Source organism: Bradyrhizobium sp. WSM471 (genome assembly GCF_000244915.1).
In the GTDB taxonomy this organism is placed as follows: Bacteria; Pseudomonadota; Alphaproteobacteria; order Rhizobiales; family Xanthobacteraceae; genus Bradyrhizobium.
Window position 1 is genome coordinate 1,651,303 of record NZ_CM001442.1, and the last position, 20,642, is coordinate 1,671,944.

At 64.0% G+C, this 20,642-nt stretch carries 15 protein-coding genes and 6 pseudogenes; 14 read left to right on the top strand and 7 right to left on the bottom strand.

The annotated features are described in order from the left end of the window. Window positions 1-83: 83 nt before the first annotated feature. Window positions 84-1,616: a PLP-dependent aminotransferase family protein gene (locus BRA471DRAFT_RS07325; protein WP_007605856.1), complete on the bottom strand. Its 1,533-nt coding sequence runs from the start codon at window positions 1,614-1,616 to the stop codon at window positions 84-86. 406 nt (window positions 1,617-2,022) lie between these two features. On the opposite strand from BRA471DRAFT_RS07325, the gene BRA471DRAFT_RS38030 reads away from it, so the two are divergent. Further along, window positions 2,023-2,331, top strand: a complete 309-nt coding sequence (locus BRA471DRAFT_RS38030; RefSeq protein ID WP_157234003.1) for a hypothetical protein — start codon at window positions 2,023-2,025, stop codon at window positions 2,329-2,331. Between the two features lie 93 nt (window positions 2,332-2,424). On the opposite strand, the gene BRA471DRAFT_RS07330 is transcribed toward BRA471DRAFT_RS38030, so the two are convergent. Further along, window positions 2,425-3,321, bottom strand: coding sequence for a LysR substrate-binding domain-containing protein (locus tag BRA471DRAFT_RS07330; RefSeq protein WP_007605858.1), 897 nt, complete (start codon window positions 3,319-3,321; stop codon window positions 2,425-2,427). 110 nt (window positions 3,322-3,431) lie between these two features. Here BRA471DRAFT_RS07330 and BRA471DRAFT_RS07335 point away from each other — a divergent pair. The 6 genes and pseudogenes from BRA471DRAFT_RS07335 to BRA471DRAFT_RS40210 all read left to right on the top strand — a co-directional run. After that, window positions 3,432-4,180: pseudogene (locus BRA471DRAFT_RS07335) on the top strand (SDR family NAD(P)-dependent oxidoreductase). 24 nt (window positions 4,181-4,204) lie between these two features. Further along, the gene (locus tag BRA471DRAFT_RS07340; protein ID WP_007605866.1) at window positions 4,205-5,056 is read left to right on the top strand and encodes a transketolase; all 852 of its coding nucleotides are present in this window, start codon (window positions 4,205-4,207) and stop codon (window positions 5,054-5,056) included. Further along, on the top strand, window positions 5,053-6,063 hold the full coding sequence (locus BRA471DRAFT_RS07345; protein ID WP_007605868.1) for a transketolase family protein: 1,011 nt from the start codon (window positions 5,053-5,055) through the stop codon (window positions 6,061-6,063). Before BRA471DRAFT_RS07340 ends, BRA471DRAFT_RS07345 begins: the two co-directional genes overlap by 4 nt. Before the next feature lie 440 nt (window positions 6,064-6,503). Beyond that, window positions 6,504-8,036, top strand: coding sequence for an IS21 family transposase (gene istA / locus BRA471DRAFT_RS07350; RefSeq protein ID WP_083843304.1), 1,533 nt, complete (start codon window positions 6,504-6,506; stop codon window positions 8,034-8,036). 11 nt (window positions 8,037-8,047) lie between these two features. Beyond that, on the top strand, window positions 8,048-8,791 hold the full coding sequence (gene istB / locus BRA471DRAFT_RS07355) for an IS21-like element helper ATPase IstB (RefSeq protein WP_007605871.1): 744 nt from the start codon (window positions 8,048-8,050) through the stop codon (window positions 8,789-8,791). A gap of 223 nt (window positions 8,792-9,014) precedes the next feature. Further along, window positions 9,015-9,412, top strand: a pseudogene (locus tag BRA471DRAFT_RS40210) (TRAP transporter substrate-binding protein); the annotation flags it as partial. 403 nt (window positions 9,413-9,815) lie between these two features. Here the strand turns inward: BRA471DRAFT_RS40210 and BRA471DRAFT_RS40215 are convergent. From BRA471DRAFT_RS40215 to BRA471DRAFT_RS07375, 4 genes and pseudogenes are all read right to left on the bottom strand, one after another. After that, window positions 9,816-10,068 (bottom strand): annotated as a pseudogene (locus BRA471DRAFT_RS40215) (hypothetical protein); the annotation flags it as partial. 16 nt (window positions 10,069-10,084) lie between these two features. Next, a complete protein-coding gene (locus BRA471DRAFT_RS39465) occupies window positions 10,085-10,285 on the bottom strand; it encodes a hypothetical protein (protein WP_035973643.1) in 201 nt (66 codons plus the stop codon). Between the two features lie 139 nt (window positions 10,286-10,424). Then, window positions 10,425-11,035 (bottom strand): annotated as a pseudogene (locus BRA471DRAFT_RS39470) (DNA polymerase IV); the annotation flags it as partial. Window positions 11,036-11,610: 575 nt separating this feature from the next. Next, window positions 11,611-12,339: a TetR/AcrR family transcriptional regulator gene (locus BRA471DRAFT_RS07375; protein WP_007605873.1), complete on the bottom strand. Its 729-nt coding sequence runs from the start codon at window positions 12,337-12,339 to the stop codon at window positions 11,611-11,613. A gap of 126 nt (window positions 12,340-12,465) precedes the next feature. Between BRA471DRAFT_RS07375 and BRA471DRAFT_RS07380 the strand changes: the two genes are divergently transcribed. Continuing rightward, window positions 12,466-13,665, top strand: a complete 1,200-nt coding sequence (locus BRA471DRAFT_RS07380) for a cytochrome P450 (RefSeq protein ID WP_007605878.1) — start codon at window positions 12,466-12,468, stop codon at window positions 13,663-13,665. Window positions 13,666-13,999: 334 nt separating this feature from the next. On the opposite strand, the pseudogene BRA471DRAFT_RS36405 reads toward BRA471DRAFT_RS07380, so the two are convergent. After that, window positions 14,000-14,089, bottom strand: a pseudogene (locus BRA471DRAFT_RS36405) (recombinase family protein); the annotation flags it as partial. 265 nt (window positions 14,090-14,354) lie between these two features. Between BRA471DRAFT_RS36405 and BRA471DRAFT_RS07390 the strand changes: the two are divergent. The 6 genes and pseudogenes from BRA471DRAFT_RS07390 to BRA471DRAFT_RS07410 all read left to right on the top strand — a co-directional run bounded on the left by BRA471DRAFT_RS07390 (window position 14,355) and on the right by BRA471DRAFT_RS07410 (window position 20,530). Beyond that, the gene (locus tag BRA471DRAFT_RS07390; RefSeq protein ID WP_007605880.1) at window positions 14,355-15,557 is read left to right on the top strand and encodes a cytochrome P450; all 1,203 of its coding nucleotides are present in this window, start codon (window positions 14,355-14,357) and stop codon (window positions 15,555-15,557) included. 94 nt (window positions 15,558-15,651) lie between these two features. Then, window positions 15,652-16,941 (top strand): cytochrome P450, encoded by a 1,290-nt coding sequence (locus BRA471DRAFT_RS07395; protein ID WP_007605882.1) that lies wholly within the window; start codon window positions 15,652-15,654, stop codon window positions 16,939-16,941. Window position 16,942: 1 nt separating this feature from the next. After that, window positions 16,943-17,250 (top strand): annotated as a pseudogene (locus BRA471DRAFT_RS39475) (ferredoxin). Next, complete coding sequence (locus BRA471DRAFT_RS07400; protein ID WP_035974728.1) at window positions 17,237-18,082, top strand: SDR family oxidoreductase; 846 nt, start codon at window positions 17,237-17,239, stop codon at window positions 18,080-18,082. The pseudogene BRA471DRAFT_RS39475 and the gene BRA471DRAFT_RS07400 overlap by 14 nt, the downstream one beginning before the upstream one ends. Further along, complete coding sequence (locus BRA471DRAFT_RS07405; RefSeq protein WP_007605888.1) at window positions 18,082-19,425, top strand: cytochrome P450; 1,344 nt, start codon at window positions 18,082-18,084, stop codon at window positions 19,423-19,425. Before BRA471DRAFT_RS07400 ends, BRA471DRAFT_RS07405 begins: the two co-directional genes overlap by 1 nt. A gap of 106 nt (window positions 19,426-19,531) precedes the next feature. After that, complete coding sequence (locus BRA471DRAFT_RS07410; protein ID WP_007605890.1) at window positions 19,532-20,530, top strand: polyprenyl synthetase family protein; 999 nt, start codon at window positions 19,532-19,534, stop codon at window positions 20,528-20,530. Window positions 20,531-20,642: the final 112 nt, after the last annotated feature.

Below are 20,642 nucleotides of genomic sequence, written 5' to 3' on the forward strand. Positions count from 1 at the left end.
CTGCGGAGCACCCGAACCCAATGTTCAAGTTCGCGGCGAGCGCCGATTGCCTCGAAAGAGACCTGAGCGCGGCCATCCAGATATTATCTGGCAGTTTCCATCCGCGGGCGCTTGGACAGCTTGGCCTTTCTGTTCGCGCGGACCGATGCCTCAAGGACACCTTTCAGGCGGACTGCGGCCGCCTGCAATTCCGCGACCGAAAAGCCGCCGAAGCCGAGCATTAGACCGAACCGAGCAGGAGCATTTTGGTACATGGGCGAGATCGGTCGCACAACCAGCCCGGCCTTGTGTGCTTGCTCGGCAAGCTTGACGTCGTCGAGGCCGACAGGAAGCCAAAGCACCAGGTGCATACCTTGGTCGCTTGGTTGGAGCGCTATCCAGGACGGCAGCTCCGTCTCGATGGCGGAGATCAGGGCCGCGCGCCGTTCTGCGTAAGCGCCCCGGATGCGCCGTATGTGAGCTTCGAAATAGCCCTCGCGCATATATTGCGCGAGCACATATTGATCGGCTGTCGGAGAATGGCGGTCAATAAGAGCACGGGCGCCCGCGAACGCATCCACCAGCGGAAGGGGAACGATGGCGTATCCGATCCGCATGGAGGAAAACAGCACCTTGCTCATCGTGCCGAGGTAGACGACACGTGTAGGATCGAGTCCCTGCAGGGACGGAAATGGATGTCCCGCGTAGCGAAGTTCGCTGTCGTAATCGTCCTCGACAATCCAGGCATTGTTTTGACGGGCCCAGGACAGCAGAGCCGTGCGTCTCGCCATGCTCATCGGCATGCCGAGCGGATATTGATGCGATGGCGTAACGAACGTGACCCGAGCCTTCGGGCATCGGACGAGGCCTTCGTGGACGTCGATGCCCTGCGCGTCGACGGGAATCCGAGAGGTCTGGACGTTGAAGTTTCCGAGAACCGCGACAATACCGGGATAGGCGGGGTCTTCGGCCCATACTGCGTCTCCGTCCGCAAGAAGAACGGTTGCAGCCACAAAAAGACCCTGCTGCGTACCTGCCGTGATCACAACCTGGCCGGGCTCGCATTTCACTCCACGGGCCTTACGAACGTAGTCAGTAATCGCGAGCCGCAAATCAAGCAATCCTTTCGGCTCGATGTATCCCGACGGGGCAGCCACGCGCAGCGCTCGGACGCGATTACCGAGACGGCGCCACTTGTCATCCGGAGCGACCGCGCCTGCCGGATGAGCGATTGCAAATGGCATCGTCCCTTGGGGCCGAAGAGTTTGCGCGACCTCTGCAAGACGGGCGACGTTCTCCCGCAACACAGGGCCGATCCGCGGCGGCTCAATGAATGCCTGCGCTGGACTCACGAGTTCGCTATTGCCGTTGACGTTGGCGACGATCGTGCCGCCTCTGGCGCGCGCCTCGAGGTAGCCTTCCGCATGTAGCTGACCAAACGCCTCGATGACCGTACCCCTCGCGAATTGGAGCGATGCAGCGAGGGCGCGACTGGACGGCAGCCGTTCGCCCGGCTTCAACATCCCGTTTGATATCGCCTCGCGAAGTACCTGCGTGAGTTGTTGTCCGAGCCGGCCTGCGGTCTTCTCGAGAGAGCCCAGCGAGGGAATTGCGATGATGTTTCGGCGCCTTGCCATTGCCGTTCTGGTCTACCTGTCCGTTCGTACTTTGAAGTCCAGAATAGACCAACTGTGTGAGTCATTGAAAGAAATCGTCACATACCGCTTTACCGCTCGGCTTTGACATCCCAGCCCCCGAGCAGCGATGGCCTTGCCGGTCAGCTACCATCTTCCCATGACGTAGGTAGGCCGGCCCGAGGGCCGTGGAAGATCGCCTCGTTGAATCAAGGGGCTGAGCATCTTCGTTGTTGAGAGGCTATCCAGTTTCGAAGGCTATCGAAAGTGTGAAATCCATCGGCCGCGTAGCAGCGGACGTCCGGAAGTAAGGCCTGCATCAATTCGGCGAGCGCATGTCCCTGATCGAGATCCAGCACCCCTGCTGACCCCCAGCTCTGCCAGGGCCTCCAGGGTCGCCGACCAGTCGATGAGCCGCGCGACCTGGCAAGCGAGCTTCACTGTTGCATCGCTTGGACAGAAGATGCGCTCGCCGTCGCCTCCTGCGAGCAGAATCCGCGGGCTTGCGATCGGCTCGCGCCTGCTGGCGTCGAGCGCCTCTTGCAACGGTTTGCAGGCGCGCGCGAGCCGTGAGGTGTGGGAAGTGATCTCAATGCGTGTCTATATGTTGAACGCGGCTGCGGCGCTCAGGCGCTACATCGATGATCAACTTGTAGAGATGGATCGGCGAGCATCAGCGATAGCTCGCTGCCAGACTAATGAAGAATGCATGATCTGAGGTTCTCCGCAGGCGCGGACGCCCCGGCGGCGAAGGTTGCTGTTCGGCGCCAAGCAGAGGTTTGCTGAACCAAGCTCCAGCCAGACCTGCAGTTCATCGCGAGGAGCGGGCGTGTTCGCCGTCGAGTTGCGCCAGCAGCCAGTCTGCAAACGCTCGTACGGCCGATCTTTGTCGGCTGCCGGGCGGATAGATGAGACGGTGACCGGCGTAACTGATATCGTTCGCACGTCCCGCCAATGGGGCAACCAATCGCCCATTGGCCAGTTCACGCCCGGCCAGGAGGGTTGATTCCAACGCCACTCCCAATCCCTCCGCAGCGGTCGCAATCGCAAGAAAGCTCCGATCGAACCTCATGCTGTGGAGCGCGGGGGCTTCCAATCCGTTCGCGGCGAACCATTGATGCCACTGCACCTGCTTCACGTCTGAGCGGATGAGCGTCTGATCGAGCAGATCAGCGGCCTTCCTTATCGATTTTGCGAGCGGGGGAGAGCAGAGCGGCGTGACCGTCTCCTCTGGTAGAGGAACAATCTCGACGCCTTCCGCGCGCGGCGGACCGTAGACGGTATCGATATCGAAATCATCGTTGCTGACGCGCGCATAATCCGTGCTTGCGGCCAATCGAACCTCGAGCTTCGGGTGCGCAGCAAGAAACTGTGCGAGCCGTGGTGCCAGCCATTGCGCAGCAAAGCTTGGGGCGGAGTGGACGCGCACCAGTTGCGGTCCACGCGCGGCGACTTCCTCAAGGCCGCGGCGGAGCTGATCGAACGCCGCCCCGGTGTGACGCATCAGATTTTCGCCGGCAGGCGTGAGCCGCACAGAGCGCGCACTGCGCTCGAACAGAACGGTCCGAAGCGTGGCCTCCAGCTTGCGGATCGCGTGACTGACGGCGCTCGGCGTCAGATGAAGCTCATTCGCCGCATCGCGAAACGATCCGGTCCGGGCTGCGGCTTCAAAGGCACGAATTGAGGATATCGGGATCTTCGAGAGCATCCGATAAGTGAGCCAGACTCATCGATCCGTGACAACTGTGCGTTTGTACGGACGGCCTCCGCAGGTCATTCCTGAATCCAGCAAGGAAGAACAATTTGCGGGAGCAATTGATGCTGCTCAGCGGCAAGACGGCAATCATTTCGGGCGCGGCCTCGCCGCGGGGCTCGGGCTCGCAACCGCCCGGCGATTCGCCGCCGAGGGCGCTCGGGTGGCCATTCTGGATATCGACGCCGGCGCCGCGGCGGACGCTGCGGCATCGCTTGGAAAGTCCCACATTGGATTGGCGTGCAACGTCGCCGACAAATCGTTCTGCGAACAGGCAGTCGCCCGCGTAATCGAAACCTTCGCACGCATCGATATCCTGATCAACAATGCCGGGATCACCCAGCCGGTCAAGTTCCTGGACATTTCGCCGGCCGATTGGGATCGAATTCAGGACGTCAATCTCAAGGGTATCCTGTTTCTGTCGCAGGCGGTGATCCCGCATATGCGTGCACGAAAGTCCGGGTCGATCGCATGCATGTCGTCCGTCTCAGCCCAGCGCGGCGGTGGCATTTTCGGCGGCCCAGACTACTCGGCTGCGAAAGCAGGGGTCCTTGGCCTCGCCAAGGCGATGGCGCGGGAGTTCGGCCCTGATGGGATTCGCGTCAACTGCGTCACGCCCGGCCTGATCGGCACGGTTATTACGGCAGGCGAGCTGAACGATGAAATGAGAGCGAAAATTCTGGAAGGCATTCCGCTCAATCGCCTCGGCACGGCAGAAGACGTTGCCGGTATCTACACCTTCCTAGCCTCCGATCTATCTGCCTACGTCACGGGTGCCGTGATCGACGTCAACAGCGGCATACTTATCCACTGAGCCAGCGAGATAAGGTCCAGATCGATGGAAACGCCCACCAATACGCTTATCAACGCGCCCAAGCTGGCGGACCGCGCCTATAATATCCGCCGCAATGCGTTGCGCATGGGCGAAGTCCAGGGGCAGGGTTATATCGCGCAGGCGCTGGACATATCCGATGTTCTCGCCGTGGCCTACTTCCACGCCATGCGTTACCGGCCTGAAGATCCGTCATGGGACTGCCGGGACCGCTTTCTGCTCTCCAACGGACATTATGCCATCGCACTCTACGCAGCTTTGATCGAAGCGGGAATTGTCCCGGAGGAAGAACTCGAAACCTATGGCAGCGACGAAAGGCGCCTGCCGATGTCGGGCATGGCCTCCTACACGCCCGGAATGGAAATGTCGGGCGGATCGCTCGGAATTGGGCTGAGCATTGCCGTCGGCATGAGCCTAGGACTCAAGCGCAAAAAATCCGAGGCACGGGTATACACGTTGTTTTCCGATGGCGAACTCGACGAAGGTTCCGTCTGGGAAGCGATCCAGTCGGCAGGCCACTACAAGCTCGACAATCTGATCGGCATCGTCGACGTCAACAATCAGCAGGCGGACGGTCCTTCCACACAAGTCATGACCTTCGAGCCGCTGGTCGAGAAGCTCAAGGGCTTCGGCTGGTTCGTGCAGCGTGTCGACGGCAACGATCTCGACGCCGTGGTTGCCGCGTTCGACACCGCCAAGTCCCATCCCGAGCCCAAGCCGCGGATGATCGTCGCCGACACGCTGATGGCGAAAGGAGTTCCGTTCTTGGAGCAGCGCGAGAAGAATCATTTCATCCGCGTCGAGCAGCACGAATGGCAGCTCGCGCTTGCGGCGCTGGAAGCGGGGAGGCAGGCATGAGGACCATCAGATCAGCACCGCAGCCGGGCAAGCCGCGCCTGACCACCTCCGCCATGATCGCATCGATCGCGACTGAAGGACAGAAGACGAAACCGGCGCCCTTTGGACATGCGCTCGTCGAGCTCGCCCGCAGCCGCCCTGAGGTGGTCGGCATGACGGCCGATTTCGGCAAATACACCGACCTGCACATCTTCGCGAAGGAATTTCCGGACCGCTATTATCAGATGGCTATGGCCGAGCAGTTGCTGTTCGGCGCGGCCTCCGGCCTTGCCGCCGAAGGCTTCATGCCATTCGCAACAACGTACGCGGCGTTCGCATCGCGGCGGGCTTACGACTTCATACACCAGACGATCGCGGAGGAAGACCGCAACGTGAAAATCGTCTGCGCGTTGCCGGGCCTGACTTCGGGCTACGGCCCGAGCCATCAGGCCGCCGAAGATCTCGCGTTGTTTCGCGCGATGCCGAACATGACGGTCATCGATCCCTGCGATGCTCACGAAATCGAGCAGCTGGTGCCCGCCATCGCGGCCCATCACGGGCCTATCTACACCCGCCTGCTGCGCGGCCAGGTGCCGCTCGTGCTGGACGAATATGATTACAAATTCGGGCTCGGCAGGGCCGAGCTGATTCGTGACGGGAAGGACGCCCTGGTCATCTCATCCGGCATCATGACTATGCGCGCGCTCGAGGCCGCGCAAACCTTGAAGGGCGACAGCATCGACACTGCGGTGCTGCATGTTCCAACCATCAAGCCGCTCGAGACTGGGACGATTTTGCGTGAAGCCGGCAAATCGGGCCGTCTTGTCGTCGTTGCCGAGAACCACACGACGATTGGCGGCCTTGGCGAGGCAATTGCCGCGGTTCTGATGCGTTCAGGCGTTCATCCGCGTTTCCGCCAGATCGCATTGCCGGACGAATTCCTTGACGCTGGCGCACTTCCGACACTGCACGACCGTTACGGGATTTCCACCGCAGAGGTCGCAAGGCAGATCAAACAGTGGCTTTAGTGCACCGGCGCTAAGCGCCAATCAAGGGAAGCCCATTGAGGAGCTACTCCCGCCGTTTATTGCGGCGGCGAGCGATGGCTCTTGCCCAAATGCCGGCGATCGAGAGCCGGTGAAGAGCCCGGAAGGCTGCACGCCAGCGCAGCTTGCAGTCGGCAGCAACGTCAATGCAGGATCAGGAGGAAAACATGATTGTCTCGAAGCCCGGAATCATCAGCCGCCGTTCGCTCTTGAGGGCGGTGCGGATTCCGATCGATGTCGCCCAGGATTCCGAGATGATCTCGCCCACCATTCCGATTTGAAGTCGCCCACCCGTTCCGAAATGATGTCGCCCACCATTCCGGGATGATGTCGCCCGGGTGACGAGGCCTCTTCTGGCTCCCATAGGGTCAACTCTTTCGGCTTTGCGAAGGGGACCCTGGATGCCGACGGAGAGGCTTGCGATGCGCCGTGTGCGCGATGTGATCAGAATGAAGGCGGCCGGGCTGCCGAGCCGCGAGATTGCGCGACGGGTGGGCGCGGCGCCCTCGACGGTGCGCCTGGCGCTCCGGCGGTTCGAGGCCGCGGGCTTGAGCTGGCCGTTGCCAGACGACGTCACCGACACGGTTCTGGAACTTCGCCTGTTCGCGAAGACCGGCAATGGCAACCGTCAGGGTCACCGCCGCATCGCCGAGCCCGACTGGGCGACCGTGCACCGCGAGCTCAAACGCAAGCACGTGACGCTGTCGATCCTGTGGGAGGAATATATCGCCACCGAGCCCGGCGGATACCGGTACTCGCGCTTCTGTGAGCTCTACCGCGCCTGGGAGGGCCGCCTGTCGGTGACGATGCGCCAGGCCCATGCGGCCGGCGACAAGTTGTTCGTCGACTATGCCGGCGATGGCGTGCCGGTGGTGGTCGACCGCCTGACCGGTGAGCGCAGAACGGCGCAGATCTTCGTCGCCGTGCTCGGCGCATCGAGCTTCACCTACGCGCAGGCGACGTGGACGCAGGGGCTCGCCGACTGGATCAGCGCCCATGTTGGCGCCTTCGCGGCGATCGGCGGCATACCGGCGCTGGTGGTGCCCGACAACACCAAGGTCGCGGTCATTAAGGCGAGCCTGTACGACCCGCAGATCAATCGTACCTACGCGGAGATGGCGGCGCATTACGGCACCGCCATCTTGCCGGCGCGGCCGCGCAAGCCGCGCGACAAGGCCAAGGTCGAGCAGGCCGTCCTCATCGTCGAGCGCTGGCTGCTCGGCCGCCTGCGCCATCGCACCTTCTACAGCCTGGCCGAGGTCAATGCGGCGATCGGCGAACTGCTCACGAGGCTGAATGAGGAACGGCCGATCCGGCGGCTCGGCGTGACACGCCGCCGGTTGCTCGAGGAGGTCGACCGGCCGGCGCTCAAGCCATTGCCGGCGTCCCCCTATGTCCTCGCCGAGTGGCGGATCCGCCGCGTCAGTCTCGATTACCACGTCGAGGTGGAGAAGCATTACTACAGCGTTCCGCATCGCTTCGCCCGCGCCGAGGTCGAGGTGCGGTTCACGGCCCGTACCGTCGAGATCTTCCACAAGGGCGAGCGGATCGCCGCGCATCAGCGCATGAGCGGCAATCACAAACACACCACCGTGCCGGAGCACATGGCCTCCAGCCATCGGCGCTACGCCGGCTGGACCATCGCGCGTATCCGCCAGGACGCCGCCGCGATCGGGCCGGCGACCAGCGCGTTGTGCGACCTCATTCTCGACGAGCGCTCGCACCCCGAGCAAGGCTTCCGCGCCTGCCTCGGCATCCTCAGGCTCGCCGCCTCCTATGGGCGCGAACGGCTGGACGCCGCGGCTGCGCGGGCAATCGACATCGGCGCGCGCACCTATGGTTCGGTCAAGTCGATCCTCGCCAACAATCTCGATCGGCGTTCTGCTCACCAGCGTTCCGCGGACGATGCGCCGATCCTGCATGCCAACATCCGCGGACCGCGCTACTACAATTAGGAGATCATCCCTTGCTCACCCATCCGACCCTCGACCGCCTCAACGCCCTCGGCCTCCACGGCATGGCCAAGGCCTTCGCCGACATCGAAGCCACCGGTGAGGCCGCAAGCCTCGGTCACACCGAATGGCTTGCGCTGCTGCTCGAACGTGAAGCCTCGCTGCGGCACGACAAACGGCTCGCCACTCGCCTGCGTTACGCCAAGCTGCGCCAGCAGGCGTGCGTCGAGGACATCGACTACCGCACCCCGCGCGGTCTCGACCGCCCGCTGTTCGCTAAGCTTGTCGAGGGCCGCTGGATCGACGACCACGTCAATCTCCTGATCTGCGGCCCGGCCGGCGTTGGCAAGAGTTGGCTCGCCTCGGCGCTCGGCCACAAGGCCTGTCGCGACAATCGCTCCGTGCTCTATCAGCGCGTCCCGCGACTGTTCGACGATCTGGCGCTCGCCCGCGGCGACGGCCGCCATCCACGCCTGTTGCGCGGCCTTGGCCGTGTCGATCTGCTGATCCTCGATGATTGGGGACTCGAGCCGCTCGACGCCGGTGCCCGTCACGACCTCCTGGAAATCCTCGAAGATCGCTACGGTCATCGCTCCACCATCGTCACCAGCCAGCTCCCCGTGGACCAGTGGCATCTGCTCATTGGAGATCCCACCTATGCCGACGCCGTGCTCGATCGCCTCGTCCACAATGCCCATCGGCTCGACCTCACCGGTGAGAGCCTGCGCCGAACCCGGCAATCCGCCCGAAAGACTTGAGCCCGTGGCGCTGTGGACATGCCGCTGCGCTTGGACAACGCAATCGCGTTGCCCACATGCCCACAGCAACCGCAGAAGAAGAAAAACAGGTTGAAGTCGCGATTCCAGATTGACCACGCGGCTTGACCGATGCCAGAGAACCAGCCGGCCAGAACGCCTCGCCGCTGGGCGAGATCAAATCGGAAAGGTGGGCGACATCGTCTCGGAATCCACGGGCGACTTCATATCGGTACGCCTGGGCGACTTCGTCGGAATCCGCAGGGCGGCTACGGCCGTACCTCTCTGCAGGATTCTGACCCGTCTCGCGTCTGCCGCCGAGTTCGTCTAGAAGTTCAGAGACCGGACAGGATCGACCCATCCGGTGAATATTCGGGCGCAAGAGGCGATCGACCGTATCCGCGAAGCGACGAGCGGCCGGCTGGAGATCAGGCTGTTTCCGGCCAATCAGACTCGGCTCCGACACCGAACTCCTGACCAGGTACGCAGCGGCGTGAGTTCTTCAACTAATCGTCCTCGATCCTTGCCACCCTGGTGCCGAGCGCGGGCATCGTGAACACCGGCTTAGCATTCGCCGATTACGACAGCCTATGGAAGGCGATGCACGGCAACCTCGGCACCTATTGAATTCCGGTCATTGCCCGTCACGACGACATGCTTCGTTTTGCGAGCTTTATTGTCCCGAGGATGCGCACTGGGTCTCCCCCTTCGCCGATGAGAACACGCCCGTCGACGGCAAGGCACTCAAGCGGACCGCGGCGACGGGCAGCTATCGCCGAGCTGTCGGCTGGACCGACGAGACGCGGGTCGGCGCGGCAGCGACCGGAGCTATCTACTCTTTGGATGAGTTGGGCTGCCGCCGCGCCCTGTCCACTTAAGATGCATGCGCTCGCGCGCGTTCGCGGGCTTCGCGGCGACGCTGGCGCCGTTCGCGTCGGCGCTTCGCTCGCTCTGCCGGCAGCGGCAAGGATGGGCACTGGTGGCCCGGCCGTTTCGACTGGCACCTTCTCGACTGGTTCGTGTTCGGTCCGGCGCGCCTCCATGGATTCGAGCACGGCTCGTCCCTTCACAGTAATCCTCCAGCCGCCGTTTTGACGCTCGACGAGGCCGTCCGAAAAAATGTCGAGCCCCGGTACGCGCGTCGCCATCCGCTTGGTGCGCTCGGCCCATTCCGGGCCGCTGGTCGCCAGGATGGCCATGTCGCGCTTGAGGTCCGCCATCACGGCGAATCCCTCGGGGTAACTCACCAGGATCTTTAAGACCGTGACCTGGAAATTCACTGCGCCCCTCGCCCGATCAACGCCACATCCTCGGCGCTTGTGTCAGGGCTTTCCGGCCAATCTGCCGCAGCTCGTCTGGTGTCGTTTCGCCGGTCTTTGCGGCTTCGAGGATCTTGCACGCGACATGGGTGCGAGCGCCCGTCTCGTCGCGGGGTAGCTTTTCGCAGACCTCGTCAAGTACCGCTCGCAATAGAGCGGTTGTAGCTTGTTCAAACATGGGTACGCCCCTTGGAAAGCCAAATCCTACCGCAAGTCTTTCCATTTTGGGATTCACTAATGTGAACTAATGAACTCTGCCGCACTGCACACGACCTGGGCTTGCTCCCCTCCCGAAATCCTGCTCGAAACTGCGCCTCTCAAATCGGCCAGGCCGAGTCGCGGCTCAGCCTGCCCCTCACCGTGGGCGAGGACAACGATTCTCCAAGAAGCCGAACCGGCTGTCGAGCAGGCATCTCGTTTTCAAGCAGCGCGATCGAGAAGTGTTCGAGCTCGCGGTGGTTCGAAATGAATCGCGATCGGCCTGGACCTGCTGCGCGTGATGATGTCCAAATCGTTGACTTGAGCCTTCAGCCGGACGGTCCGGGCCTGCGCGGTCCTTGTCCTCCCAGTGCCGCCAGACCTTCTCGATCAGCGGGCCCAACTCGGAGGCCATTGCGTCGAAAGCGCTAAAGATCGGTTGAGGACGTGTTCTCCGCACCAACCGACTTCCGGATCCGGTTCGCGCGGACCTCGCGGTGATCAATGCCCCTCGATATCCAGTAGTATTACGCGCCGGCCTTGCCGAATTGGCTTGCAGAGTCGAGCGACTGATTGCGGAGGTCGAGGCAGTGTACAGCCCGAGAGCATTCATCTTGGCGCAACTCGCCGGACCGATGCCGTGGGATTTGCTGACAGCGAGTGCCTCCACGAAGGCGGGGCTCATCTGCGGCGTGATGACGTACTGGCCGTTTGCGGCGCCAGGTTTCCTGCAGATACGCGCCGGCCGCGGAAACTCGCGTCCGAGGGGCCGCGCTAGCTCGCCCTGGTCAGTGCTCTGGAGCGGGACATCGCTGACGGCCGGCTGTCCGATGGCGACCACCTGAGGCGCTGAAAAAGCCTGCCGGGCGTCCCAGCGCGAGTGCTCTATTGCCTGCCGACGTTGCAGAGCCCCACGGCTCGCACGATGAGTCTTGACCGCGGCCGCGCATCGGTGAATTCGCGGAGGAGCTCGATCTCGCCATCATAGAGGATGACGTTTACGGCTTTTTCTTCCCCGAGCGTCCTGTGCCGATCGCCTCATTGGTGCTGGCCCGCTCCTTCTAAATCACGTCCTACTCCAAATGCCTTGCGCCAGCCTTCAGGCTCGGGACAGTAACAGTCCCGCCGGCCTACATCGCTCAAACTGAGCTCCTCCTGCACGCCTGTGCCTGGTTTGTTGCTCCGAGGCTGTGATGCGGTTGATTGAGAGCGGAAAGCTGGAAGAACTTCTGCGTGAGCGGCGCGTCCAGGCGCACGAGCGTTACGGGGTGTTCGTACGGCTGCCATCAAGCCGGTGCTGCCGAGCTAAAGAAAATCACCAATGGAAATTCTCGGCCAGGTCTTGGTCCGCCGAGCGGCTTTGATCTTCACCGACCAAGCGTCGATGAGACTGCCGAGGACCAATCGCCCGTTGCCGCGAATGTCCGGCCATTTCATCGTTGGTGTTCCCAGTGGCAACGAGATCACCCCATGCGCCGCCGATAGCAGGGCGGTCGCTAGGCGCTCCGTCAGCCCTGGCGCCGCCTCCACGCCCAATTCGGAAAGATACTCCGCGATCGAGGTCACAAAGAGCCCGTATCCCTTTCGTGCGATCTCAGTTTGCCCGAAATAAACCCCGTCGGGAAAACGCCTATCCTCGACCGTGCCGGCCATCGAATAGAGCGATCGAAAATGATCGGGATTGTCGACCCAATAATCGATATAGGCCTGCATGACGCGCCGCAGCCGGGCCTCGCCGCTGGAATGGAGCGCGCGGACTTGTTCGAGCCGATCCGCCATTTCCTCGAGATTCCTCTCCTTCACTGCCATCAGTAGCAGGATCTTGGTCGGAAAGTATTTGAGAACCGTGCCCTTCGAGTAACCGAGCGCATCGGCAATCTTCTGGATCGAAACCGTTTCGAGTGTGCCGCTCGCGAATTGCTTTCGCGCTGTTTCAAGGATTCGAGCCTGCAACGCTTGCTTGTCAGCTTGTTGGCGCGCGCGCTTCTGAAAGCGCCGCATCGCCTTAGGGTTTCCTGATCTCTCGACCGACATCCGAATCTCCGCCCGGGGTCTCCTGCAGCTACATGGCAAAAACGCCCTTCGACCGTGGGCTTGCCAACTCTCATTATAAATGACTATAGTCAATTAACTACACGAAACGACAGTGGGAGGGAAGCGGTGGCAGCATCGGCACTGGAGTACGCCTGCAGCGATTTTGATCCGTTCGCCTGGGACACTCGCATCGACCCCTATCCGGCCTATGCCGCGCTTCGCGCGAAGGCGCCCATCGTCCGCCTTGAGAAGTACGGCATCTTCGCCGTGCCGCGTTTTGCCGAGATCAAGGCGGTCTTTGCGGACCATCTGAACTTCAGTAATGCCGGTGGGGCCGGCATCGTCAATTATTTCAAGGAGAAGCCGTGGCGTCCGCCGAGCATTGTCCTTGAAGCTGACCCGCCGCTACATACACGCACCCGAAAGGTGCTGGCGCGGATCATGTCGCCGGGTGCGATGCGGGGCCTCGAGAACGGCTTCAAGGCCAAGGCTGTCGCGCTGGTCAATGAATTGATCGAAAAGAGATCGTTCGACGCAGTCCGCGATCTTGCCGAAGTATTTCCGGTGACCGTATTTCCGGACGCCCTGGGCATCGACAACGAAGGCCGCGAAAATTTTCTGACCTACGGCGCAATGGTCTTTGCCGGCATGGGGCCCGAGAACGACTACTTTCGAACTCTCATGGCCCAGGCACCTCAAGTCTTGCCCTGGGTCGCCGCAAAATGCCAACGGGAGGCATTGGCTCCCGGCAGTTTTGGCGCGCAGGTCTACGAGGCTGCCGATAGCGGCGAAATCACCCAGGACGAAGCGCCTCTGCTCGTTCGGTCCTTTCTCTCGGCGGGGCTGGATACGACAATCAGTGCCATAGGCATGGCTCTCTTTAGTTTGACCCGTCATCCGGAGCAGTGGGCCGTACTGGCTGCCAATCCTTCGCTGGCGCGCGCGGCATTCGATGAGAGCCTGCGCTATGATTCCGCCGCACCTTGCGTCTTCCGGACCACACCGCATGAAACCGAGATCGCAGGGGTGCCGATCGGTAAGCACGAGAAACTGTTACTGCTGATTGGTTCGGCAAATCGCGACGAAACGCGGTGGGAACGGCCCGACCAGTTCGACATCACCCGGCGCGTTTCAGGGCATATCGGCTTCGGCACCGGGATCCACGGCTGCGTGGGGCAGATGATCGCGCGGCTCGAAGGCGAAGCCGTTCTGGCGGCCTTGGCGGCGAGCGTCGCATCAATCGAGACAACGGGCGAGCCGGTATACCGCGACAGCAGCGGATTGCGGGCCCTCAGCTCACTGCCGGTACGCGTTACGACGAAATAGCGCCAGCCCGGGCTCTTTGCAGCGGCTGTCATTGCGCGTCAGGACGGCTGAAGGACCTGCTTCCTTTGCGAGCTTATTGTCCCGAAAGGGTTGTGTTGTGACGCCGTGCAAGCCTCGCTGCTTCCTCGACGTAGTTGCTATAGTTCAGCACGCCTTTCGCATGGAAGTTCGTTGAGCCGAGAAGGGATCTTGTTCTTGGAAACGAGCTTCCCCAAGGGCCCGAAGGATCAACGGTCGCCTTGCTGACGTTTGCATCGAAAATCGCGGGCCCTCTATCAAGTCTCGCGAAATGCGCCATCTTCGTCGTCGTGGCGAACCCCAGGCCGGTCACCAGATCAACGCCGGCGGCGAGCAGCGCATCGCGCTGCGAGTCCGTGCTCTGGCGCTCGGAATCCGACGACACGCGTATGTAGCCAGCCAACATAGGCGAATACGCATCGGAAATAGGTTTCCGTATTGCAGCGCGTGGAGACAGAGTTTCCGCATGTTTTTTGCGCCACCAGGCGTTTAGTTTAGGACGCCACTACAAGATTCGGTAGTTGGCTAAAGACACTTTGAGGCCCTAGGGTCCGGCCGCCTTCCCCGCCGATTATCATCGACGAACAGAAGTGAACGCAAGCGCACGTGAAGCCCGCAGCGCCTGCCGGTCACCTTCCGCCCTTCCATCGCGTAGAGACTGAAGTGTCACCATGTCCGAACAACCCTTGCCGACGCTGCCGATGTGGCGCGTCGATCACATCGAGCCCTCGCCCAAGATGTTGGCGCTACGCGCCAACGGTCCGATCCACCGCGTGCGCTTCCCGTCCGGGCACGAAGGCTGGTGGGTGACAGGCTACGACGAGGCCAAGGCGGTGCTGTCCGACGCGGCGTTCCGGCCCGCGGGAATGCCGCCCGCGGCATTCACCCCGGATTCGGTAATTCTCGGTTCGCCGGGGTGGCTGGTCTCGCACGAGGGGGGCGAGCATGCCCGGTTACGCACGATCGTGGCGCCGGCCTTCAGCGACCGCAGGGTGAAGCTGCTCGCGCAGCAGGTCGAGGCGATCGCCGCGCAGTTGTTCGAGACGCTGGCGGCCCAGCCCCAGCCCGCCGACCTGCGGCGCCACCTCTCCTTTCCGCTTCCGGCCATGGTCATCAGCGCGTTGATGGGCGTGCTCTACGAGGATCACGCGTTTTTCGCCGGGCTCTCCGACGAGGTAATGACGCACCAGCATGAAAGCGGCCCGCGCAGCGCGTCGCGCCTGGCCTGGGAAGAACTGCGCGCCTACATTCGCGGAAAGATGCGGGACAAGCGCCAGGATCCGGGCGACAACCTGCTGACGGATTTGCTCGCGGCGGTCGACCAGGGCAAGGCGACCGAGGAAGAGGCGATCGGCCTGGCCGCGGGCATGCTGGTGGCGGGGCACGAGAGCACCGTCGCGCAGATCGAATTCGGCCTGCTGGCCATGTTCCGCCATCCGCAACAGCGCGAACGCCTGGTCGGCGATCCATCCCTGGTGGACACGGCGGTGGAGGAAATCCTGCGCATGTACCCGGTGGGCGTGGGCTGGGACGGCATCATGCGCTATCCGAGGACCGACGTGACCATCGCGGGCGTGCATATTCCCGCGGAGAGCAAGGTGCTGGTCGGACTGCCGGCGACGTCGTTCGATCCGCGCCATTTCGACGATCCGGAAATCTTCGATATCGGGCGCGACGAAAATCCGCACCTAGCGTTCTCCTACGGTCCGCACTACTGCCTTGGCATGGCGCTGGCCAGGCTGGAACTCAAAGTGGTGTTCGGTTCGATCTTCCAGCGCTTTCCCGCGCTGCGCCTGGCCGTGGCGCCCGAAGAACTGAAGTTGCGCAAGGAGATCATCACTGGCGGGTTCGAAGAGTTGCCGGTGCTCTGGTGATGCGCGGACGCCCCCGGGAATCGCGATCTTCTCCGCAATTTGCCGGCGCGCCTGGCGCGCGCCGTTCAGATCAGCCAGCCAACAGTTAAGCAAGATGGACGTGCAAGAAACCACAGCAGCATGCCGGGACGCCTTCGCCGAACTGGCTTCGCCAGCGTGCATCGACGACCCGTATCCGTTCCTGCGATGGTTGCGCGAGCACGATCCGGTGCATCGCGCGGCGTCGGGCCTCTTTCTGTTGAGCCGCCACGCCGACATCTACTGGGCGCTCAAGGCCACGGGGGATGCGTTTCGGGGACCGGCGCCCGGCGAACTGGCGCGCTATTTCCCGCGCGCGGCGACCAGCCTGTCGCTCAATCTGCTGGCGTCCACGCTGGCGATGAAGGACCCACCGACGCATACGCGTCTGCGCCGGCTGATCTCGCGCGATTTCACCATGCGCCAGATCGACAACCTGCGGCCGAGCATCGCGCGCATCGTCGCAGCGCGCCTGGACGGCATGGCGCCCGCGCTGGAGCGCGGGGAGGCGGTGGACCTTCATCGGGAATTCGCGCTGGCCTTGCCCATGCTAATCTTCGCCGAACTGTTCGGCATGCCCCGAGACGACATGTTCGGGCTCGCCGCCGGCATCGGCGCCATTCTGGAAGGCCTAAGCCCGCACGCCAGCGATCCCCAGCTCGCCGCGGCGGACGCGGCCAGCGCCAGCGTGCAGGCCTACTTCGGCGACCTCATAGAGCGCAAGCGCACCGATCCCCGCCACGACATCGTGTCGATGCTGGTCGGCGCACACGAGCACGATGCCGACACGCTGTCGGATGCGGAGTTGATCAGCATGCTGTGGGGCATGCTGCTGGGCGGCTTCGCCACCACTGCCGCGACCATCGACCATGCGGTCCTGGCGATGCTGGCGTATCCCGAACAGCGGCACTGGCTGCAGGGAGACGCCGCGGGGGTGAAGGCATTCGTCGAAGAAGTCCTGCGCTGCGACGCGCCCGCCATGTTCAGCTCCATTCCGCGTATCGCCCAGCGCGACATCGAACTAGGCGGCGTGGTGATCCCGAAGAACGCGGACGTGCGCGTGCTGATCGCGGCCGGCAATCGCGACCCGGACGCCTTCGCCGACCCCGACCGCTTCGATCCCGCGCGGTTCTACGGCACCAGTCCTGGCATGTCGACCGACGGGAAGATCATGCTGAGCTTCGGCCACGGCATCCACTTCTGCCTCGGTGCGCAACTGGCCCGGGTGCAGTTGGCCGAGAGCCTGCCGCGGATCCAGGCGCGCTTCCCCACGCTGGCATTGGCCGAGCAGCCCACCCGGGAGCCCTCCGCGTTCCTTAGGACATTCCGCGCGCTGCCGGTGCGGCTGCATGAGCACGGTGGCTGAGATGCGCGTCGTGGTCGACCAGGATCTGTGCGGAACCACCGGGCAGTGCGTGCTGACGCTGCCGGGCACCTTTCGCCAGCGCGAACCGGACGGCGTGGCCGAAGTGTGCGTGGCGACGGTCCCGCAGGTGCTGCACGCCGGCGTGCGGCTCGCGGCCAGCCAGTGCCCGGTCGCCGCCATTCGGGTCATCGAAAGCGACGCTGGCGATGACGAGCGCGCCACCGCCGACCCCGCGCCTTCTCCGGCGAGGCCGAGCGGCAGGCCGCGAAAGACCAACGCAATCCACGAGGACACGATCGGACGGTTTGAAGGCAAGGTGGCCGTGGTGACCGGCGCCGGCGCCGGCATCGGCAAGGCATGCGCCCTAGCCATCGCGCGCGAGGGCGGCAGAGTGGTGGTGGCCGACATTGATGGCTCGGCGGCCATCGCCTGCACCGCGCAGATCGCGGCCGAAGCGGGCCACGCGCTGGCGCTGGCGATGGACATCGCCGATGCGCAGGCGGTGGCAGCGCTGTTCGAGACGGCGGAGCGGCACTTCGGTGGGGTCGACCTGCTGGTGAACAACGCGAGCGCCATGCATCTGACCCCGCGCGACCGAGCGATCCTCGACCTGGACCTGGCGGTCTGGGATCAGACCATGGCGACCAATCTGCGCGGTAGCCTGCTCTGCTGCCGGCAGGCCATCCCACGGATGATCGCCCGCGGCGGCGGCGCCATCGTCAACATGTCGTCGTGCCAGGGGCTCAGCGGTGACACCGCGCAGACGTCCTACGCCGCGTCGAAGGCGGCGATGAACATGCTATCGGCCTCGCTCGCCACCCAGTACGGTCATGCGCAGATCCGCTGCAACGCGGTTGCGCCGGGTCTCATCATGACCGAGCGTCTCCTCGCCAAGCTGGACGAGCGCATGCAGCGGCATCTGCGCCGGCACCAGCTCCTGCCGCGCGTCGGCCGTCCCGAGGACGTGGCCGCGCTGGTGGCGTTCCTGCTTTCCGAGGATGCTGCGTTCATCACCGGCCAGGTCGTGTGCATTGACGGCGGCATGCTGGCGCATGTGCCGACGTACGCCGACGGTGGCAACAGCCGCGCCGCGCGGCCTGCCGGCAACACCGCCGAAGCGCCTGCGGCGCCGCGCTGCTGATGGACATGCTGCTCAACCCCCTGGCTCGTCGGCACCGGCTGCGGTACGACATCCCGGTCGTGCCCGGCGCTTTCCCCCTGGTCGGGCATCTTCCCGCCATCGTCTGCGACCTGCCGCGCCTGCTGGGGCGCGCGGAACGGATGCTGGGCAGCCACTTCTGGCTGGATTTCGGCCCTGCCGGACACCTGATGACGTGCGTGGATCCCGATGCGTTCGCACTGCTCCGGCACAAGGACGTGTCCTCGGCGCTGATCGAAGAGATCGCGCCCGAGTTACTTGGCGGAACGTTGGTCGCCCAGGACGGCGGCGCGCACCGGCAGGCGCGCGATGCGATCAAGGCGGCGTTCCTGCCCAAAGGGCTGACTCAGGCCGGCATTGGCGACCTGTTCGCGCCCGTCATCTGGGCGCGGGTGCAGGCGTGGCGTGACCGCGGCGACGTAACCATCCTGCGCGAAACCGGCGACCTGATGCTCAATCTCATCTTCAGCCTCATGGGTATCCCCGCGCAGGACTTGCCGGGATGGCATCGCAAGTACCGGCAACTGCTGCAGTTGATCGTCGCGCCCCCGGTGGACCTGCCCGGTCTGCCCTTGCGGCGCGGCCGCGCCGCCCGCGACTGGATCGACGCGCAGTTGCGCCAGTTCGTCCGCGACGCGCGCGCGCATGCCGCGCGCAGCGGGTTGATCAACGACATGGTGAGCGCCTTCGATCGCAGCGACGATGCGCTCTCCGATGACGTCCTGGTCGCCAATATCCGATTGCTGCTGCTTGCCGGTCACGACACCACCGCCTCGACGATGGCCTGGATGGTGATCGAGCTGGCGCGGCAGCCTGTGCTGTGGGACGCCCTGGTCGAGGAGGCGCAACGCGTGGGCGCGGTGCCGACCCGGCACGCGGACCTGGCGCAGTGTCCAGTCGCCGAGGCCCTGTTCCGCGAGACGCTGCGCGTGCATCCGACAACCACGCTCCTGCCGCGGCGGGCGCTGCAGGAATTGCAACTCGGCCAACGGCGCATTCCCGCGGGCACCCATCTGTGCATCCCGCTGCTGCATTTCTCGACCTCGGCGCTGCTGCACGAGGCGCCTGATCAGTTCCGCCTGGCGCGGTGGCTGCAACGCACGGAGCCGATCCGGCGGGTGGACATGCTGCAGTTCGGTACCGGCCCACACGTCTGCATCGGCTACCACCTGGTATGGCTCGAACTGGTGCAGTTCTGCATCGCCTTGGCGCTGACCATGCACAAGGCCGGGGTGCGGCCGCGGTTGTTGAGCAGCGCCGAAAAAGGCCGGCGCTATTACCCGACCGCACATCCGTCCATGAAAATCCGCATCGGATTCTCATGAGCTGGCATCGCTTGCGCCCGTATGGCGAGGCAGCGACACCGGCAACACCGCGGCGGCCCGCCGCTCGCCGTGGCCGTCTCCTGTCAGGTACAAGGACATGAACAGCATGCAGACCGGTTCCACGCTACACGACGACCGAACTGGCGTTTCCGCGCTCGGCGGATTGGGCGCGCAGACGCGCGGCGCTTCCGACAGGCTGCTGCCGGAGATCTGGATGCACGACGGCGCAAAGCGGGTCGAACAAGCGCTCGCGCGCCTTCTCTGCGCCGAAGACAACGGTGAGACCGAGCTGATGGCGGCGATGCGCTACGCCACCTTGCATGGCGGGAAGCGCACCCGCGCCTTGCTCTGTCTGGCCGCCGGCGCACTGGCCGACACGCCGGCGCACATGCTCGACGACGTCGGCGCCGCCATCGAGATGATGCACGCCTGTACCCTGGTCCACGACGACCTGCCCGCGATGGACAATGACGTGCTTCGCCGCGGCCTTCCGACCGTGCACGTCAAGTTCGGCGAAGCCACCGGGATCCTGGTCGGCGACGCGCTGCAGGCGCACGCCTTCCTGACCCTGGCGAGCCTGGATGCGCCGGGCGACAATCCTATCGCGCTCGTGCGCGAACTGGCGCGGGCGGTGTCCGCCGAGGGTGCCGCAGGCGGGCAGGCCATCGATCTGTCGCTGGTCGGAAAGCACGTCGAGCTGGACAGGATCGTCGCGATGCACCGGATGAAGAGCGGAGCGCTAGTGCGCGCGTCCGTTCGCATGGGCGCGCTATGCGCCATCGCGGAGGATGCCGCGCACGCTGCGCTGTATTGTGCGCTCGATCGCTACAGCGCCTGTTTCGGCCTGGCGTTGCAGGTGGTCGATGACATTCTCGATGCGACAGCGGATACCGCGACGCTCGGCAAGACCCCCGGCAAGGACGCGGCGGCGCAGAAGCCGACCTGCGCGTCGATCATGGGGTTGCAGGCTGCGCGCCAGTTCGCGCTCGATCTACTACGCGACGCCGGAGAGGCCATCGTCCCGCTGGGGCCGCGTGCGGAACGGTTGGGGCAGATGCTGCAGCGGGCCAACGCGCACCTTTTCAAGCACGCGCCATGCGCATGAGCGCGCCCGTGCGCATGAAGTCGCCCCTGTGCCGCAGCGATCGGCCGGCGGTAGCGGTGCATGCTGCACCGTGTCCGAGTCCGCGGCGCCGATCGCAGCGGTTGCCCTGCAC

Coding starts and splice junctions, on each gene's coding strand:
- BRA471DRAFT_RS07405 (WP_007605888.1), top strand. CDS start 18,082: ATGGACATGCTGCTCAACCCCCTGGCTCGTCGGCACCGGCTGCGGTAC.
- BRA471DRAFT_RS07325 (WP_007605856.1), bottom strand. CDS start 1,616: ATGGCAAGGCGCCGAAACATCATCGCAATTCCCTCGCTGGGCTCTCTC.
- BRA471DRAFT_RS07345 (WP_007605868.1), top strand. CDS start 5,053: ATGAGGACCATCAGATCAGCACCGCAGCCGGGCAAGCCGCGCCTGACC.
- BRA471DRAFT_RS38030 (WP_157234003.1), top strand. CDS start 2,023: ATGAGCCGCGCGACCTGGCAAGCGAGCTTCACTGTTGCATCGCTTGGA.
- istA (WP_083843304.1), top strand. CDS start 6,504: ATGCGCCGTGTGCGCGATGTGATCAGAATGAAGGCGGCCGGGCTGCCG.
- BRA471DRAFT_RS07375 (WP_007605873.1), bottom strand. CDS start 12,339: ATGTCGGTCGAGAGATCAGGAAACCCTAAGGCGATGCGGCGCTTTCAG.
- BRA471DRAFT_RS07410 (WP_007605890.1), top strand. CDS start 19,532: ATGCAGACCGGTTCCACGCTACACGACGACCGAACTGGCGTTTCCGCG.
- BRA471DRAFT_RS07390 (WP_007605880.1), top strand. CDS start 14,355: ATGTCCGAACAACCCTTGCCGACGCTGCCGATGTGGCGCGTCGATCAC.
- BRA471DRAFT_RS39465 (WP_035973643.1), bottom strand. CDS start 10,285: ATGTTTGAACAAGCTACAACCGCTCTATTGCGAGCGGTACTTGACGAG.
- BRA471DRAFT_RS07340 (WP_007605866.1), top strand. CDS start 4,205: ATGGAAACGCCCACCAATACGCTTATCAACGCGCCCAAGCTGGCGGAC.
- BRA471DRAFT_RS07395 (WP_007605882.1), top strand. CDS start 15,652: ATGGACGTGCAAGAAACCACAGCAGCATGCCGGGACGCCTTCGCCGAA.
- BRA471DRAFT_RS07330 (WP_007605858.1), bottom strand. CDS start 3,321: ATGCTCTCGAAGATCCCGATATCCTCAATTCGTGCCTTTGAAGCCGCA.